Below are 17,086 nucleotides of genomic sequence, written 5' to 3' on the forward strand. Positions count from 1 at the left end.
GACTGATGGCCAGAAAAAAGAAGAAAAAGAAACAAACAACAAAGCGGATAGTCAGGATCAAACGCATTGCCTGGGGCCTGGGCATAGCCGCGCTGGTCACGATCACAATGCTGAGATATTTTCAGACGGTCCGTGGCGGCGCGTTCCTGCTCGACATGGGATTCAGCGGGAGATACGAGGTCGTTCAGGAGGCCCTCAGCGAAAAGGTGAAGGAGGTCCTGCATCCTCTGGCGATACTTGATGATGATATCAAGATTACTAGAGAGAAGCCCGATTCCTCCGGTAGGTCAGTAGTCATACTGAGGGGAGAGGTCCCGCATGGCGCCTCCAATGTGCAGGTAAATGCCGCGGTCGATGCCGCTGCTGTTTCTATCGGTACACGGGTCCGCAAGTGTATCGAAAAAAAGGATGGACGTGTGATCGAGATGGAGCTCGGCACGAGACGATTCATCACCCACCGGTGTTATTTCAGAATGAGCAAGAGAGGGAAAGTACCCTACAGAATTGAGACGACAGGGCCGGCGATCTCGATCGTGGTCGACGATTTCGGTTTTTTTAATAACAGGCTCGTTAGAGAATTCATTGAGCTGGATGTCCCGGTGACGATCTCGGTGATCCCGGGACTGAAGCACTCTGAAAAGATATGCAAAATGGCTGTGGCTGCTGGCAAGGAGACTTTCTGTCATCTTCCGATGGAACCGGAGAAGGGTGCGGACGATGTCGGCGATATCCCACTTGTAAGAACGGCGATGAGTGGCAGGGAGATCGAGAGGATAGTAGAAAAAGCGCTCAAGACTACACCCGGAGTGACCGGAATGAACAACCATATGGGGTCCAGGGCTACGGCGGACCGGGCGGTGATGGACGCGATCATGAAGGTCTGTGTAAAAGAGGACCTTATTTTCTTCGACAGCCTGACGTCGTCGAAATCGGTTGTCCGTGAGGCGGCCGAGGCTGCGGGAGTGGGCAACGCCAGAAACGACCTGTTTCTGGACAATAACAAAAAGGACACAAGAGAAAATATGAAGAAGCTTTTGTCGCTGGGCGCACACCGGGGCAGGGCCATTGCCATAATGCATGTGAGGAAGGAAAGCCTCGCTGACCTTAAATGGATGATAGGTGAAGCTCGCAGGAAGGGCATAAGATTTATAAAATTGTCGGAGATGCTCGAGGGCGAGACCCCTCGTTGATAACCAGGGAGGAAGATCTTGAACAGGATGAGACTGGGAGTAAACATAGACCATGTAGCGACATTGAGGGAAGCGAGAAAGACTACCGAACCTGATCCGGTGACGGCGGCGATGCTTTCCGAGATGGGTGGAGCCGACCAGATAACATTTCACCTGAGAGAAGACAGGCGTCATATACAGAACAGGGATGCCAGGCTGATCAGCGAGATGGCCCAGACTCTGGTAAACCTTGAAATGGCCGCTACAGCGGAAATGCAGGAGATCGCCATGGCCCTTCATCCCGACGCTGTCACCCTTGTGCCGGAGCGGCGGGAAGAAGTCACGACCGAAGGAGGCCTGGATCTGCTCCGTGGAGGCGAAAAATACGCGGTGGTGACAAAGGCGCTGCAGGAAGGCGGGATCAGGGTCGCTGCTTTCATCGGTCCCGACAAGGCACAGATCAAAGAGGCGGCCAAACTTGGCTTCGACGCTATTGAGATACATACAGGCGAATACGCGAACTCTTCCGGGGCAGAGACCGGAAAGGCCGTCGCCTCGGTGCAGGAAGCGGTGCGGGCCGGGAAAAAATACGGACTGCATGTCCATGCCGGACACGGGCTGACCTACCACAACGTCCAGAGGATAGTCGACATAGAAGATATAGAGGAGCTCAATATCGGCCACAGCATTATTTCGCGAGCCGTTTTTGTCGGAGTGGAACAGGCAGTAAGAGAGATGGTCGAGTTACTTATACGTTGATACTGAAAATATGCTGTTGAAGCCGCTATCTGATGAAGCCTACTGCGGTGGGATACAGCAGACTTAGGAATAGAAGGAGATATCGCCCTATGGAGATGCTTGCGACAACATTGTTCGGACTCGAGGAAGTACTTTCTTCCGAGCTCAGGGAGGCGGGAGCTTCCGATATCGTGATGCATAACAGGGCGGTATCGTTCGCCGGCGACAGGGAACTCCTGTACAGGCTTAATCTTGTTCTGAGGACCGCGTCGAAGATCCTCGTGCCCGTGAGGAAGACCCGGGTCCGCTCGGAGAAAGACCTGTACTCGGGAGCCAGAGATATCGACTGGAAAAAGTATCTGGATCCGGAGCGCACCTTTGCGGTCGACAGCGTCGTCAACTCTAAACATTTCGGTCATTCAAAGTTTGTAGCGCTAAGAGTGAAAGACGCGATCGCCGACCAGTTCAGAGAAAAAACAGGCAGGCGGCCAAGCGTCGACCGCGAGAATCCCGATGTCCAGGTCAACGTTCACATAGACAGGGAAAGGCTCACTATCTCACTGGACAGTTCGGGAGTCCCGCTTCATCGCAGGGGTTACAGACGGGAGGGGCGGGGAGCGCCTATCGGCGAAGTGCTCGCTGCAGGCATGATCAGACTTTCTGGATGGAACGGCGAAGATTCATTTATCGATCCGATGTGCGGTTCAGGAACGATCTCGATCGAGGCGGCAATGATCGCGAAGAATATCCCGCCGGGGCTTTCACGGAAGCGATTCGGGTTTTTTGAATGGAAGGATTTCGATCGGGGACTGTTCGAGAAGATCGTTTCTGAACTGAAGAAAGGTGTCCGTCCGTCAGCCGGAACGATTGCCGGGACAGACATCTCCGGCAGGACGATAGAGGCCGCGAAGGCGAACGCCCGCAGGGCGGGGCTGGAGGACGATATCAGGTTTGAGGTGTCGTTATTTGAGAAGGTCGTTCCGCCCGAGGCGCCCGGAGTCGCAATAATGAATCCTCCTTACGGCAAGAGGATGGGGCAGGAAGATATAATAGAATTCTATAAAATGATCGGCGATGGACTGAAGAACAGTTTCGAAGGGTACGATGCCTGGGTGATCAGTTCGAACCTCAGGGCTCTGAAATTTGTGGGCCTGAAGCCGTCGAAAAAAATAATCCTTTTCAATGGTCCACTCGAATGCCGCTTTCAGGGCTATTCGGTCTACAGGGGAAGCAAGAAGGCAAAGTACAACAAGCCGGATCAGGCGGAAGAATAATTTGCGGCAGAAATCCGAAAAACGCAAAACAGGGCGTGACTCTCGAAAGGCTGTGTTGACCGAGGGGCCCATAGGGAAGACTCTGTTCAGGCTTACCGTTCCTATGACCATGGGCATCCTCGCCATGGTAGCATTCAATCTCACCGACACTTTTTTTGTAAGCAGGCTTGGCACGAAACACCTCGCCGCGCTGAGTTTTACTTTTCCCGTGATCCTGGTCTTGACCAGGTTCGCCCTCGGCATCGGTGTAGGCGCGGCTTCTGTGGTGTCGCGAGCGATCGGTATGGGAGACTGGAAAAGCGTGCGGAGGCTGACGACAGATGGACTGGGGCTCTCACTATTTTTCGTCGCGATATTCGTCGTTGCCGGACTGTTCTCCATAGACAAGTTGTTTGGAGCTCTTGGTGCCGAGGGGGAGATACTGGATCTGGTCAGGGAGTATATGCGGATATGGTACTTCGGACTGATCTTTGTCGTCGTTCCGATGGTCAGCAACAACGGCATAAGGGCGACGGGGGACACGAAGACTCCCGCCATGATCATGCTGGTAGCGGTCGTTGTGAACACGGCTCTGGACCCGCTTCTCATTTTCGGCATAGGCCCCTTCCCGGAGATGGGGCTGGCAGGAGCCGCGCTGGCGACTCTGATCGCCAGGATGGTGACCTTCGCCGTATCGTTTTACGTGATATACAAAAAACTGAAAATGGTGACATTCGAACGCCCCGGCTTCGACGAGATGATCGATTCATGGAAGCGGATCTTGTATATCGCGCTGCCGGCAGCTGTCACGAGGATCATCGTCCCTGTCGGACAGGGAGTGATCACAGGTATCACGGCGGCTTACGGAACAAACGCGGTCGCGGCCCTTGGCGTCGCTATCCGGACAGAATATTTTGCTTTCGCCGTAGTAATGGCCCTCTCTTCGGTGCTGGCTCCTTTCGTGGGCCAGAACTGGGGCGCTGGAAAATTCGACAGGGTGAAGGCCGGGATCAAAAAGAGCAACCGTTTCGCGATGGTATGGGGTTTCGGGTCGCTTGCTGTCCTCGCCCTGGTGGCCAGGCCGGTGGCCGGGATATTTTCCAGCGATCCGGATGTGATCTCCAACATTGTCCTCTACATGAGAATAGTGCCCCTGGCATACTTCCTTCAGATGGTCCTGATGCTTGTGACCGGAACGCTGAATGTCCTCAACAAGCCATTCCATGCGGCAGCGATAGGTGTGGGCCAGGTGATCCTTCTGACGATTCCTCTCGCGTTTATCGGAAGCGCCATTTTCGGGCTTAAGGGAGTCTTCATGGGAATAGCGATCGCATATCTCATTTCCGGAATATTTGCCCAGGTGGTATTGTGGAGGCAGGTAAGGAAAGTCGAGGAAGACGCTATCGCCGATGCGGCGGTTTCCTGAGGGACGAAGGACGCGCAGGAGTCGAAAGAATCGGGCGCAATGAAAGGCACAGGAGATTCTGATGAATAGAAAAAATCTTGTTCGAAGGATTTCAGGTATTCTGACACGCGAAACGGCTCGCCTGGCCCCAAACGGGCCGGACAGAGGCCTGGGTCGCCCGACACTGCCAATGGCAGTAGCCGGGGTGATACTGTTTTCACTTATTGGCGGATGTGGCGGATCCACCGGAGGTGGGGAATCAGGAGATGAAATGAAGATAGCTTTTCTACATCACAGCACGGGAAAGAACATCTGGGACGGCGGAGTCAGGAAGTGTCTGAAAAAACAGGGCAGGGAAAACAAAACGAAGTACGATATCAGAGAGATCGCTTTCCCGAAGGAAAGTCCCTATGGCTGGAACAACTACCCATACGACTACTGGAAGATATGGGTCGAGAATGCTGGACCTGATAAATACCTGGATGAACCTACACTGGAGATCCTGACCGAGGATTACCAGGTGATCGTCTTCAAGCACTGTTTTCCGGTCAGCGACATCAGCCCCGACACAGGGAGTCCCGATGTCGCGTCGAGCGAAAAGAAACTGGAAAACTACAAATTGCAGTATGCGGCGCTTAAAGAAAAGATGCTGCAATTTCCCGAGACAAAGTTCCTCGTATGGACCGGAGCCGCGCTGGTCGAGCAGCGCTCGGACAATGAACGTGGTGCCCGTGCCAGGGAATTCGCAAGTTGGGTGCAGGAGGAATGGAACGAGCCGGGTGACAATATCTTCGTATGGGATCTTTTTACACTCGAGACCGGTGGCGGCCTGTTTATGAAGGAAGAATTCGCGCAGTCACCGACCAACTCACATCCGAACAGGGAATTTTCTAAAAAAGCCGCCGAAGAGTTCTGCAAACGACTTGTGCAGATCATCGAAGAGTAGATTCCCGGAGAGCCGATCGGCAAAAAAGAGATCCTCATAGAGCGATGAAATTATTTTTCAGAGCGGATGAGCATGAGGAATTCCTGCTCGGTGAGTATCTTCAGTTCCAGACGGACCGCCTTTTCGTGCTTTGATCCCGGATCGGTACCCGCGATGACATAGTCGGTCTTTTTGCTGACCGTAGAACTGGTCCTGCCTCCAAGTTCCTGCACCATACGTTTCGCTTCCGTCCTGGTCAGTGATTCCATGCTGCCGGTGAAAACAAAAGTCATTCCCTCGAACGGCTTCGGCCCGGTGGAGACGGAGGGAGGTCTCGGCGCCAGCCCCGCGGTGAACATCCTGGCAAGGGCAGCGCGATTCTTGTCAGAAGAAAAGAACTTCGACACGGAACGGGCTACTTCCGGCCCGATCTCGTGAAGCGCCATCAGCTCGTCTTCCGAACTTTCTCCAAGTCTTTCTATCGACCCGAATCTCTCGGCGAGGATCGTAGCTACATGTTCGCCGACATTCCGGATTCCCAGCGCGAAGATAAAACGTTCAAGAGTTTTTGCCTTGGAAGCTTCGATGGCCGAGAGAAGATTGTCGGCCGATTTTTCGGCGAAGCCCTCGAGGCCCAGAAGAGACTCTCTTTCCAGTTGGAAGAGATCGCTGATGCATCCGGCTAGCCCCTTCTCGACTATCATTGCCACAGTCTTTTCCCCGAGTCCCTCGATGTCCATCGCGCCTCTCGACGCGAAATGTTCTATACCTCTTTTCAGCTGGGCCAGGCAGGTGAGCCCACCGCTGCAGAAATGGTATGCCCCTTCCTCTTCGACAGGACTCCCGCAGACTGGACAGGCGGAAGGCATGACGAACGGAGCTTTCCTGTCCTCTCCATCTGAGGGGAGGCGCTCAACGACAGCGGGGATGACATCGCCGGCCCTCTTTATCCGTACCCGGTCGCCCTCGCGAATATCCTTTCTTGCCACTTCGCCCGCATTATGAAGGGTTGCCCGGCTGACGGTGACACCACCGACATCTACAGGGCGAAGAAGAGCCACAGGTGTCAACTTGCCGGTACGGCCCACGCCGACGACGATCTCTTCGACGCTCGTGACTTCCCTGCGAGGTTCGAATTTCAAGGCAAGGGCCCACCTCGGCGAGCGCGATCTCATGCCGGCCGCGGAGCGTACGCGTTTCGAGTCTGCCTGGATGACTATTCCGTCTATCTCGAAGGGAAGGGTGTCCCTGGTCGAAGCCAGGGTCGAATGGAAGGTGATAGCTTCTTCGATGTCCGAGCAGAGTTTCCAGTGAGAATCTATTAGAAATCCCCAATCCTTCATTTTGTTCAGCTCTTCCACATGTGTGGCGGGAGGTTCTTTTCCTTCATCGGGAGAGGAGGACATCGACATTATCTCATAGGCGTAAAATGTGAGGGGCCTCGACGCGGTGATCCTCGAATCGAGTTGTCTCAGAGAACCGGCTGCGGCATTTCTCGGATTTGCGAAGGTGTTCTCTCCCCGTTCCGTCATAACACGGTTCAGGTTCCGGAATCCTTCAAGCGGCATAAGAGCTTCACCGCGGATAGAAAGTCTTTCCGGGGGAGAGTCGTCGCGCAGTCTCAATGGGATAGACTGTATAGTACGGATATTTGGAGTGATATCCTCGCCCGTATATCCGTCGCCCCTGCTGGCGCCTCGAAAGAGGATACCGTTCTTGTATATCAATTCTACAGACAGTCCGTCGAATTTCGGTTCGACGGTATATTTGAGAGTCTCTCTCTCTACCAGCTTTCGGAGTCTCGCGTCGAACTCTCTTGTCGCCTCCGGGGTGGTGGTAGAATCCAGGCTCAGCATGGGGACTATATGTTTCGCGGGTGGAAGCGAGCTTCTCGGAGCCGCACCCACACGCTGAGTCGGAGAATCCGGAGTGACAAGACCGGGGAAAAGAGATTCGAGTTCCTCAAGCTCTTTTCTGAGACTGTCATACGTCTCGTCCGATATCGTGGGTGACGATTCCACATAATAGAGGCGGTCGTGCCTGTCGATCTCGGCCCGTATTTTCTTTACCCTTGCTGCCGCTTCTTCCTGCCTCACTCACGGGCCCTTTCGTTCGCTATTCTTTATCGTCTACGCCTGCGGGCAGGCGCTCCCGCCAGGCATCGGTATTGAAATTAAATCTTCTCGCCAGCCTGAGAAGGCTGGTGACGCTCGACATATCGGAAGAAAACCCTTTCCCCTTGCCGATCCTCGTCATCACTTCCTCCATGACGGTCGTCATTATGGAAAAAAGTTCGTTCTGAATCTCGTGCTGGACGATCGGTATGCCTATTCCGTAACTGTATTCGGCGAAAACGTGGAGCCTGTCGGCCAGGTCGGAGTTCAGTCCCTCGCGAAGTTTTCTCAGGCTCTCCAGAAAAAACCCTTCGAATATCGATGCTATCTCAGTCCGATCGATATTCACTCCATAATATTTCGCTTCAGACAGGACGGAATGGACTCCCTCGAGACCCTTGTCGTCGAGGGCACGTTCCCAGTGGGAAATCTCCGATCTCAAGCGGTCGGCCAGTACCGTGCGGGCCTGGGCGAGAAGGCTTTCCGGCGGACGCATCGACGTTTCGGTGAAGAGCCTGAGAAGTTCACGGTTTTCCATATAGAGGTCGGTGAATTGTCCTATGACCGAGGCGATCTGTCTTTCCGCAAGCTTGCCGAGGATCTTTTCTTTATCCTCGGGGAAGAGGTCGCGCATTGCGAAGATCCTTCCCCCGAAATGTTCGACTGCAGCACGAAGTATATCCTGCCTGGTGGATTCAGGGGCAATCGTTTTGAACCTCTCAACCGTTTTCGTGTAGTCGTCGTTGTCCGAACATTCGCTTAAGATGCATGTGATCCGGGCGGGTTTGTCAGGCAGCAGGAGGTATTTGTAATCGTAAGACGCCAGGGTCAGGGGGTCGGTCATAGCGAAACGCCCGATTATCATTGAAATAGGTCCCGGACTGATCTCGACTCTGCTCGTATCGTTAAATCCGAATCCGTATCTTTCCGGGGAAGCATTGCGGCAATCGAGGTTCGAAGCCAGAGCGTACTGACCGGCGAGAAGTGACGGTTCGACGGAAGAATATTTTTTCGCCGCATTGAATATGGTTTTTCCTGTCCCCAGCTGTTCGATATTGCTCCTGGCCTCGGACAGCTTGTCGAGAAAAACACTTTGAAGAGTATCGATGGATCGGGTCTCATCCGCTGCCCTGAGCGGCGAGTCCGGTCGATTCTTGTTTTCCGCCCTGCCAGAGACATTTTCCGAGAGGCTTGCATTTTCCGCCCGTCTGGCCAATTCAATAGCCCTCGCAGCGTATTTGAGATCCTGCACCGTTTCTATTCCTGAAATGTCATTGAAAAACCACCCGCACGAAGTGAACATCAGCAGGGAGTTTCTCTGCGATTCAAGGAGCGAAGCCGCTGTCGAGATCTCCTCTGGCGAGAGTTGCCTACCCGCCTGTTTCTCGATGAATGATTTTGACCCGGCGACATCCAGGGTGTCAAAATTTTCTATATATTCATTCCTGGTCTCCCAGGGGGACGCGAAAATATCTTTGCCTTGTATTTCGTAATTAGCGGCCAGCCCATCCCTCAGATTGTCGAGGCCGTCTCGTAGCGGTGTGCGCCATTTCTGGTTCCAGCCGGGAGGGGCCCCGGTGCTGCAGCCGCAGTCCTCTTTCCAGCGCCCTACGCTGTGTGTGCACGACCACGCGGTCCCATCGCCACCTTCGCCCTGTTTGATCTGCACTTCGTACTCGAGTTCGTGTCCGGCCAGCCAGGCGCCGTAATTCGTCAGTGTAAGTCCACGGTCCGGCGCGGCCTGTTCGATGAGGTAGGCGAGAGCCATATCACCGAAAGGCTCGTGGTGTCCGTAGATCTCTCCATCGGTGGCTATATTGACAAGGTCGCCGCCGCATCTCTCGAACCCCGACTCCAGAGCCTTCGCCAGCTTGTCGCCATTCGACAGGAGATGGTTGAAGCTGACGTCTGTGGAGAGGGGAGCGTCGTAGAAGAAGATGTCGATGAACCTCGACAGGTTTCGTTTGCCTTTCTTTTTTCTTCCGAAGCAGCGGTAGGCTCTGCCCGTGAGAATGTCGCCGGAAGAAACGTCTTCCCATCCGGAGCTTTTATCGAGCGGCCTGATTCTTTCGGCCTGAAAGGGAGAGAGGATGACAAAACGAAAACCGAACTCGATCAGGAGTTCGAGGGTGATCTCGTTTATCGCTGTCTCGGCGAGCCAGATCCCCTCGGGCTCACGCCCGAAACGGCGAATGAAATCGTGGACTCCCCCTCGTATCTGTGTCTCCTGGTCCCGCCTGTTGGCCAACGGCATGATAATATGATTGTAGACCTGCGCGATCGCGTTCCCGTGTCCGAGCCTTTCGAGGCTGGCCTTGTCGGCCCTCACAATCTCGTCGTGCAAGGCGGGGTAATTATTCTCTATCCAGGAGAAGAGGGTCGGCCCAAAGTTGAAGCTGATAGCCTCATAGTTGTTTACCAGACGAATGACCCGGCCGAACCCGTCAAGTCGCCTCGATCGTGCGTTGGGCAGATAACATTCCTTGAGTATCCTCTCGTTCCAGTCGTGGTACGGTGCCGCGTTGTCCTGCCTGTCGATCTTGCCTGTCCAGGGGTTCTCGCGCGGGGGCTGGTAGAAATGGCCGTGGATTATCACAAATTTTTCCGGGTGGGTATCGGGCATTGCTTCTCCGTCGTGAACAGAAGAGTTAAAGGACACCTGAGCGAATCTGTCAGGAATATACGCGATAGTCAATATCGGGGAAGATGTTGTCCCTGTTCTCGACCTCCTTAAGCCACTGGTCGTTGATCGAGGATCCCATGATGTCGTTATAGAGTCTGTCGAACCTTCCTATATGGTCCTTTGTCCTTTTGTGTGCATACTCGACCATCGTTCCGGTCTTCATGATAAATGCCCAGTCGCTGCTCTGAGCCAGAAGCAGTTCCCTGGCCGCCTGGTTGAGGCCCCGGCGCAGCACGCCATCGGCGTTTGGAAAACGGCGGGCCAGTTCGACCATGCGGTCGGCCATCATGTTGAGGTGGGGGTAGATCCAGTCGTTGCTTCCCTCGAGCCAGAATTCGTTATATCCCTTGTACCCCCAGGAGGACATCGATGGTTGTACTGCCTGGAGTCTTGGATATTTTTCAAGATATTCCGATGGAGTGATCGGAGTGATCGTATCCTGATCGAAATGCAGTTTTCTCAGCAGGAACTCGATCCACTCCGGACCTTCGTACCACCAATGCCCGAAAAGTTCAGCGTCGTAGGGAGAGACGATGATCGGTTTGATGCCGAGAAGTCCGTTGAGGTGCTCGACCTGTTTTTCACGGTTGAACATGAAATTGCCCGCGTGAAGAGCTGCCTTTTCGCGGGCCAGTGTCGGACGATAGGGTTCCTTGTGGTCGGTAGGTCCGGTGATCCTGTGATACTTGACTCCGAGATGGATCCGGTTGCCGTCGGGATGCAGAAAGGGCCTGACATATTCGTAATCGAGGTCGAACCCGATGTCCCTGTAGAAATCCCGGTATTCAAAATCACCCGGGTAGCCTTCCTTCGCGCTCCAGACCTGTTTCGAGGATTCCTTGTCACGCCCGAATGCGGCCACTGCGGTCGAAGGGCAGTAGACCGGCGCGAAGACACCGTGCCTGGGCCTGGGTGATCCGAAAAGTATGCCGTGGGTATCAGTGAAAAAGTAATTTATCCCGGCTTCCTTGAGTAGTTCGTCTACTCCAGGGGCATATCCACATTCTGGCAGCCAGATGCCCCGAGGCCTTCTGCCGAGGTGTTTTTCATAGTGGTTGGCAGCGACCTGAATCTGCGCCCTCGCGGCGTTTTTGTTCGGCATCAAAGGGAGGAACCCGTGAGTCGCCCCGCAGGTGATGATCTCCAGCCTGCCGGTGTCCTGATGATGTTTGAACGCATCGATCAGGCGACTGTCGTATTTTTCGAGAAAGACCTGCCTGGCCCGGGAGAATTTCCAGTGGTACATCAGTGCCAGTTCGTGGAACTCCGGCGTCCACCTGGTCCTTGCCACCTCACGGCCGGCCAGGTCGATCAGCTGGTTGATATGCCGGAGATACCTGTACTGGAGTAGTGGGTCCGACATCATCGATAGGAGTGAGGGGGTCAGCGACATGGTGATACGAAAATCGATCCCTTCCTCCTCAAGGCGGTCGAATATCTCGATAAGCGGGATATAAGTCTCTGTGATAGCCTCGAAGAACCAGTCTTCCTCCAGGAAATTCTCATATTCGGGATGCCTTACATAGGGAAGGTGTGCGTGAAGTACCAGCGCAAGGTAGCCTTTTTCATTTCCACTCATCTTATCACCGGCTCTTTACTTTTCGATTTCTTTTTGACGGTAGTATCGATTTCGCGCTCCTCGATCCCGTCACCCGAAACAGCGACTACCGGGATGTCGATAGCGCCATCAGGCAGGGCGAATCGTGCGGAGAACGTGCCATCACCGCGGAGTTTTATCTCCTTGCCCTGGATGGTCACTCGAGCATCGGGTTCAGTCGCGCCATAAAGGATAAGTTCTGTGGCCACCCAGAGTCGGAAGCCTCTCTTTTTCTTGCCTTTCTGAAGGCCGGCACTTCCAAAGCTCGAGACAGTCTCGGACCCCATTTCCTCCAGCAGTTCTCGTCTGAGGCCGACTGCCAGTTCTTCGGAGCCTTTTTGCGTGGAGCTCTCCCGGGAATATCCGCCTGAAGCGGCGAATATTTTTTCGAAGACCTCATCAGGCACCAGGTAGCGGTCATCGATGACGTCGCTGACACTGTCGCGGGGAGTCTCAATAAGGTTTGAGACGGCTATCTGAATGAACTTTCCATTGGGGCCCATCAGGCCGATCGCCGTTTGCCAGGTACGTCCCGGAGATACGTTGACATACCAGCTTCTCGGGCCGTACCCCGGTTCTACGTCGAAAAATGTTTTCCTGTTCGAGGTCCTGTCGAAAATGCGAAGGATCATCTTGCAGCTGGACCAATCCTCCTCGAACTTTTTCTCAAGCTTATTTAATGTAGCCTCCGTGATCTCCCAATAAGAGAAGAGCCACCAGGGATCCCTGACCATCATCGCAATATGATCCCGGTCGTATCCAGAGGGTATATCCATCGACTCCACCGGGGGCAGCTTCAACGGCCCCGTCGTCAGGTGATATTTTCCCGCGACGGCCTTCTGCCTGATCGTCCTGTCGTCCAGGCTCGATGCCGCGGACAGGCGGGATTTGACAGACTTCTTTCCTCGTGTTGCCGACTTCGATCCGCGTGCTGGTGATTTTGATCCGGCGGGAACCATCTTCGAACCGCGAGGCGCGGATGGTTTTCTTTTCGCCTTTGCCATTGTGGCTGGTTTCGCGGATTTCTTTGTCGTGGTCTTTCGTTTTGCTCTTACCCTGGTCCCAGGCTTTGCTTTCGCGGCAACTTTTTTCGTGGCAGCCGGTTTCTTGCCCTTTGCCTTTTTTGCCCCGGCTTTCAGCCCCGCGCTTATCACTTTCACAAGCTCCGCCTTGAGCATCTTTGCAGTCACATTTATTTTTTTCTTCGAGGCCAGTTCTATAAGTTGAGCTTTTGTCATCTTGCCAAGTTCTGCTGGAGTCATCGCCGATCACTCCTTTCCCGCGTGTTTGCGCGGAGTGCATGACGGGTCCGTTCGGCCTTACCTCGCTGCCGTGTCACGGTCACGTTCCCCCGGCATGATCGCCTGCCGGGCATGCTGACTGTCCGGTATATCCGAACCACGAGTAACATAGCACCAATCGATGTTTTTTTTAAGTCTTGTCTGGTGCTTTAGCAATTATTATGCATCGGTAATGAAAGACCTCCTGGTCCGGCATGTCAAGGTCAAAGAAACATTGAGGTTACGGATTATTCTCAGAGAGTGGTCGTTTATTCTTCGATTGAGATAAAATAATTGTTGACAGACTTTCGGGAACGTTTCGGGTCGGTTCCGGGCTGGTGTCAGATTATGCCATTGGGGGCAGCAACTCCCCGGATAATCTCCAGCTCCTCTGCCGGCGGCACAACCAGCACAAGGCTCTGAGAGACTTTGGGAAGAAAAAGATACGAAAGCGTCAAGAAGATGCCGGCGTGTGATCATCCCGGGATGAAGCAGGCACATCTTTGAATGGGTCAGGCAGATCAATATATCGAGAAGAAGTGGGCCTGGAGTCATGCCGGGATGAAGAGACACATCATTGCAGGATGGACTAAATGGACCAGCAGGATTGGCTATAAACATTGAAATTTTCCACCATCTGTGATATAACTCATGGTATAGAAGATGTTTGTAGTGAGTGGTAATTTGGGTGGCGGTAATTGTAACCAAAGCCAGACAGGGAACTACAGCCAGCTTCATTTGAAAAGGATGTCGATGTTTCGTGTCCACCTTTTTCCGACTTCCGGGTATTGAGACTGTTATCGATGGCACGATCAGCATTACCCCCCTCGACAGACTTGTTCAGGCGAACTGCTGTTTCCCGATACCAGCCCCTGACCAGGGTGGCATCAAGTTGGGCATATCTCTCAAAGTGGGGGGGAGATCATGCGAAGATCCATTCCTGTTATTTTCGCACGGATTGTTGTTGTAACATGTCTTGTCCTTTCATTTCCTTTTTCAAATTCAATAGCACGTGAACCGGAAACGAAGCCGGTCCTTCTCCAGAAAGAATGGTCAAAGGAGGATTATGCCGGCGCGTTGTATGAACTGACAGGCAACGTCATGGCTCCAGCGGCGGTCGACACCTTTCATATTGTGAAATATGATTTCGAGATGAGAGACTGGCAGGGTTGGACATCGTTCGATCAGACTGCCCAATACGACACTTTCTGGCATGTGGATGACTTCGTCGGACTCGGCGGAGGCGACTATGGGCGATTGACTCCGCTCGAGGGCGGCAAGTCGATGTGGTGTGGAGTCAGACCAGGGGTCGGGCCATATATGTGCGGCTGGAACGAAGCCCCCGGTTACGGGAACCGTTGGGATCAGTCTCTGGTCACTGATCCTTTCTCATTTCTCGGGGGAGTCACCATATCGTTCCGGGTCAGAGTCGACTCGGAGGAGGAATATGATTTTCTCAGGATTGAATACAACAAATATTTTATTATGCCCTGGGAAGAGCTGGTCGCTCTGGACGGGGTAGTAGATACTGTGATTTCCTGTTTTTTCGCGCCACCGTCAGCGATGACCAAGCTGAGGTTCAATTTTTCGTCGGACGGAGCATGGAGCGATGAGGATGGACTCTGGAACTCTGACGGTGCCTGCATCATAGACAGCATAACGATCAGTGATACCAGAGGGACGATCGACTTTGAAGATTTTGAGTCTGCCGATGTGGGAGACAGGGCAGTCGGCATATGGTACGCGGATACAAAGGAGTCTTTCGGAACATATGCTAATCTCAGGGGTGGCATTCTGGACAGCGACCCCTGCAACCAAAACTCCAGTACGATGATCGCCTTCTGGGATAATACCTGTTTCCCCAGCCTTGAGTATCCGGGGATGTATGTGACTCCCTGGTGTATCTCGCCGTTGTATGGCGAGGACGATATCTGCCAGAGGGAGGATGTGATATCACCGGTCATAGATATGACAAAATATTCCAGCGGAAGGGATGAATTCCAGGACCTGACTATCTCGCCGGTCGATCAGGCGGACCTCGGGGGAGCGTTCCTGACTTTTACTGTATACGGGGACCTTCCCTATGGAAATTGTGTCTACTACAACTGGTCAGTGCGAAGCATCGTCAACGGCTGCCCGGGCCAATGGAAAGACAGGGGCTTTGGCTACGGCGGTGGGCACAGGGACTACTATTTCAGCAGATATGGAATTGCCGACCTGCTCGACAGCGACTCGATACAGGTCTCACTCCAGATAATGGATATGTGCGATGTATTTTTCGATTCGTACGGCGATTGCGCCGAACATACGCCATCGCCTCTTTTCGACAATGTCGAGATCCTGCGTTACAAGACGAATGGCCCGCAGTGGCAGTACAGGGCCCTCGACCTTTTCCAGGATAATTTCCCGTCCGGGACAGACATAGAAAGCTGGATCAGGGCCGATGCGGCGAACGATATCAGGCACTACGACGATCCGGTGATCGATCCTGGCGATTCGATAGTCCTTACCTGCACCTCACCCCTGGGAGGAGGGATAGAGGAAGATGCCGGTGGAGCCAGGGTATACATGCATGTAAAATGCGAGTATATAGGGCATGACCTACTCAAGGCCGACATTTCCGGCCCGTCACTCGAAGGGTCTTATGGAAGTTATCTCAGCGATGACGGCATCTGGACCATCATCCAGGCAGATACAGCCAGGACCAGTTGGGGAAATCCTGCCAGGGACAAGTATATGTTCGATCTGAACGACTCTCTTCTTACGCGGGGGTATGTCGTAGAATATTATTTCAAAGCATATGATGTTGCCGGTGAAAGCACGACCCTACCTGAAGACGCAGCCACCGGATATTACTTCGAGTTCACATGCCTTCCGACCTTGAACAGCCAGAATCTCTATGTCGATGATTTTGACGGCAGAGGCTCGACGAAGGGAATAGTCCAGGATTATTGGGATGCAACCATCAGAAGTGTGTTTTTTACTTTGCCGGACAGGTATGACGTTAACTCTTCAATATACCAGGTCTCGAATGGACCGGGAAGCCGGGCTAAAATCGAACACCTGCTGGCAGCATACCAGGGGATAATCTGGGATAGCGGCGACCTCGACAGCGGGACGATAACCGGCGAAAACAACGAAACAGACAAGAGTAACGATTGCCGACTCCTGATCGACTGGCTGGACCAGTTGTTATACCATAAGTCCGGCTTGCTCGTGATGGGTGACGGTGTCGCGGCCGACCTGCACTTGAACGGATCGGTGGACGGAGCGGAACTGCTTACCGATTATTGCGGTGTGAATTTCGTTCATGACAGCTACTTCGATATGACCGGCGGTTCTGGTGGTGGAATGGTCAATCCGCTGATCACAGGGCTTTATATCTTTCCATCATTAGATTTCTATATCGATGGCAGCTGCCCGGTCATTAAGGATTTCGATGTCCTCGAGAAAACGGAATCGGGGACCTACCTGCTTCAGTACCCTGATTTTGGCGGCACACCATACTACGCTGGTATTGGAAATACTTTCGTCAACTCCGAGGGCACGACAGTCCGTACCGCCTGGTTCGGGTTCAGTTTCATGCATGTCCGAAATGGGGATGGCGGCACACTGAAAAGAAACATCCTCCTGCACAAGATGCTTCGTTACTGGTTGGACACAAAGGCCGCGCCGGAGGACCTGACAGGAGAGGATATTCCGGCAGTCACCGCCCTTGCCCGGAATTACCCGAACCCTTTCAATCCATCGACTACACTTAAGTTTGATATGGCGAAAAAGGGGCATGTGAGCCTGAAGATATACAATGTCGCCGGACAACTCGTACGCATGCTGATAAATGAGGAGCGTGACGCTGGCGGTTACAGCGAAGTCTGGGACGGGACATCCGATTCGGGGTCGAAGGTCGCGAGCGGGGTCTATT

Annotated in this window: 10 protein-coding genes; 6 read left to right on the plus strand and 4 right to left on the minus strand. The window is 53.5% G+C overall.

Annotated elements, in window-relative coordinates:
- The first annotated feature begins 5 nt into the window (after positions 1-5).
- The 5 genes from KOO63_11155 to KOO63_11175 all read left to right on the plus strand — a co-directional run bounded on the left by KOO63_11155 (position 6) and on the right by KOO63_11175 (position 5,511).
- Positions 6-1,190 (plus strand): divergent polysaccharide deacetylase family protein, encoded by a 1,185-nt coding sequence (locus tag KOO63_11155; GenBank protein MBU8922363.1) that lies wholly within the window; start codon positions 6-8, stop codon positions 1,188-1,190.
- Between the two features lie 18 nt (positions 1,191-1,208).
- On the plus strand, positions 1,209-1,928 hold the full coding sequence (locus KOO63_11160; protein MBU8922364.1) for a pyridoxine 5'-phosphate synthase: 720 nt from the start codon (positions 1,209-1,211) through the stop codon (positions 1,926-1,928).
- 89 nt (positions 1,929-2,017) lie between these two features.
- On the plus strand, positions 2,018-3,181 hold the full coding sequence (locus tag KOO63_11165) for an RNA methyltransferase (protein ID MBU8922365.1): 1,164 nt from the start codon (positions 2,018-2,020) through the stop codon (positions 3,179-3,181).
- Between the two features lies 1 nt (position 3,182).
- Positions 3,183-4,586: an MATE family efflux transporter gene (locus KOO63_11170; protein MBU8922366.1), complete on the plus strand. Its 1,404-nt coding sequence runs from the start codon at positions 3,183-3,185 to the stop codon at positions 4,584-4,586.
- A 61-nt stretch (positions 4,587-4,647) separates the two neighbouring features.
- Positions 4,648-5,511 (plus strand): hypothetical protein, encoded by an 864-nt coding sequence (locus KOO63_11175; GenBank protein MBU8922367.1) that lies wholly within the window; start codon positions 4,648-4,650, stop codon positions 5,509-5,511.
- Between the two features lie 50 nt (positions 5,512-5,561).
- Here the strand turns inward: KOO63_11175 and ligA are convergent, their stop codons facing one another.
- From ligA to KOO63_11195, 4 genes are read right to left on the minus strand one after another with little or no spacing between them, the layout of a single operon-like run.
- A complete protein-coding gene (ligA, locus tag KOO63_11180; GenBank protein ID MBU8922368.1) occupies positions 5,562-7,586 on the minus strand; it encodes an NAD-dependent DNA ligase LigA in 2,025 nt (674 codons plus the stop codon).
- A 19-nt stretch (positions 7,587-7,605) separates the two neighbouring features.
- Positions 7,606-10,227, minus strand: coding sequence for a DUF3536 domain-containing protein (locus KOO63_11185; GenBank protein ID MBU8922369.1), 2,622 nt, complete (start codon positions 10,225-10,227; stop codon positions 7,606-7,608).
- Positions 10,228-10,276: 49 nt separating this feature from the next.
- Positions 10,277-11,866, minus strand: coding sequence for a DUF1957 domain-containing protein (locus tag KOO63_11190; GenBank protein MBU8922370.1), 1,590 nt, complete (start codon positions 11,864-11,866; stop codon positions 10,277-10,279).
- On the minus strand, positions 11,863-13,146 hold the full coding sequence (locus tag KOO63_11195) for a DUF4912 domain-containing protein (protein ID MBU8922371.1): 1,284 nt from the start codon (positions 13,144-13,146) through the stop codon (positions 11,863-11,865). Before KOO63_11195 ends, KOO63_11190 begins: the two co-directional genes overlap by 4 nt.
- A gap of 942 nt (positions 13,147-14,088) precedes the next feature.
- Here KOO63_11195 and KOO63_11200 point away from each other — a divergent pair.
- Positions 14,089-17,086 (plus strand): hypothetical protein (locus KOO63_11200; GenBank protein ID MBU8922372.1); only part of this gene is annotated, 2,998 nt, incomplete at its 3' end.

The sequence above is a fragment of the Candidatus Latescibacterota bacterium genome, assembly GCA_019038625.1.
Taxonomy (GTDB): Bacteria; Krumholzibacteriota; Krumholzibacteriia; order Krumholzibacteriales; family Krumholzibacteriaceae; genus JAGLYV01.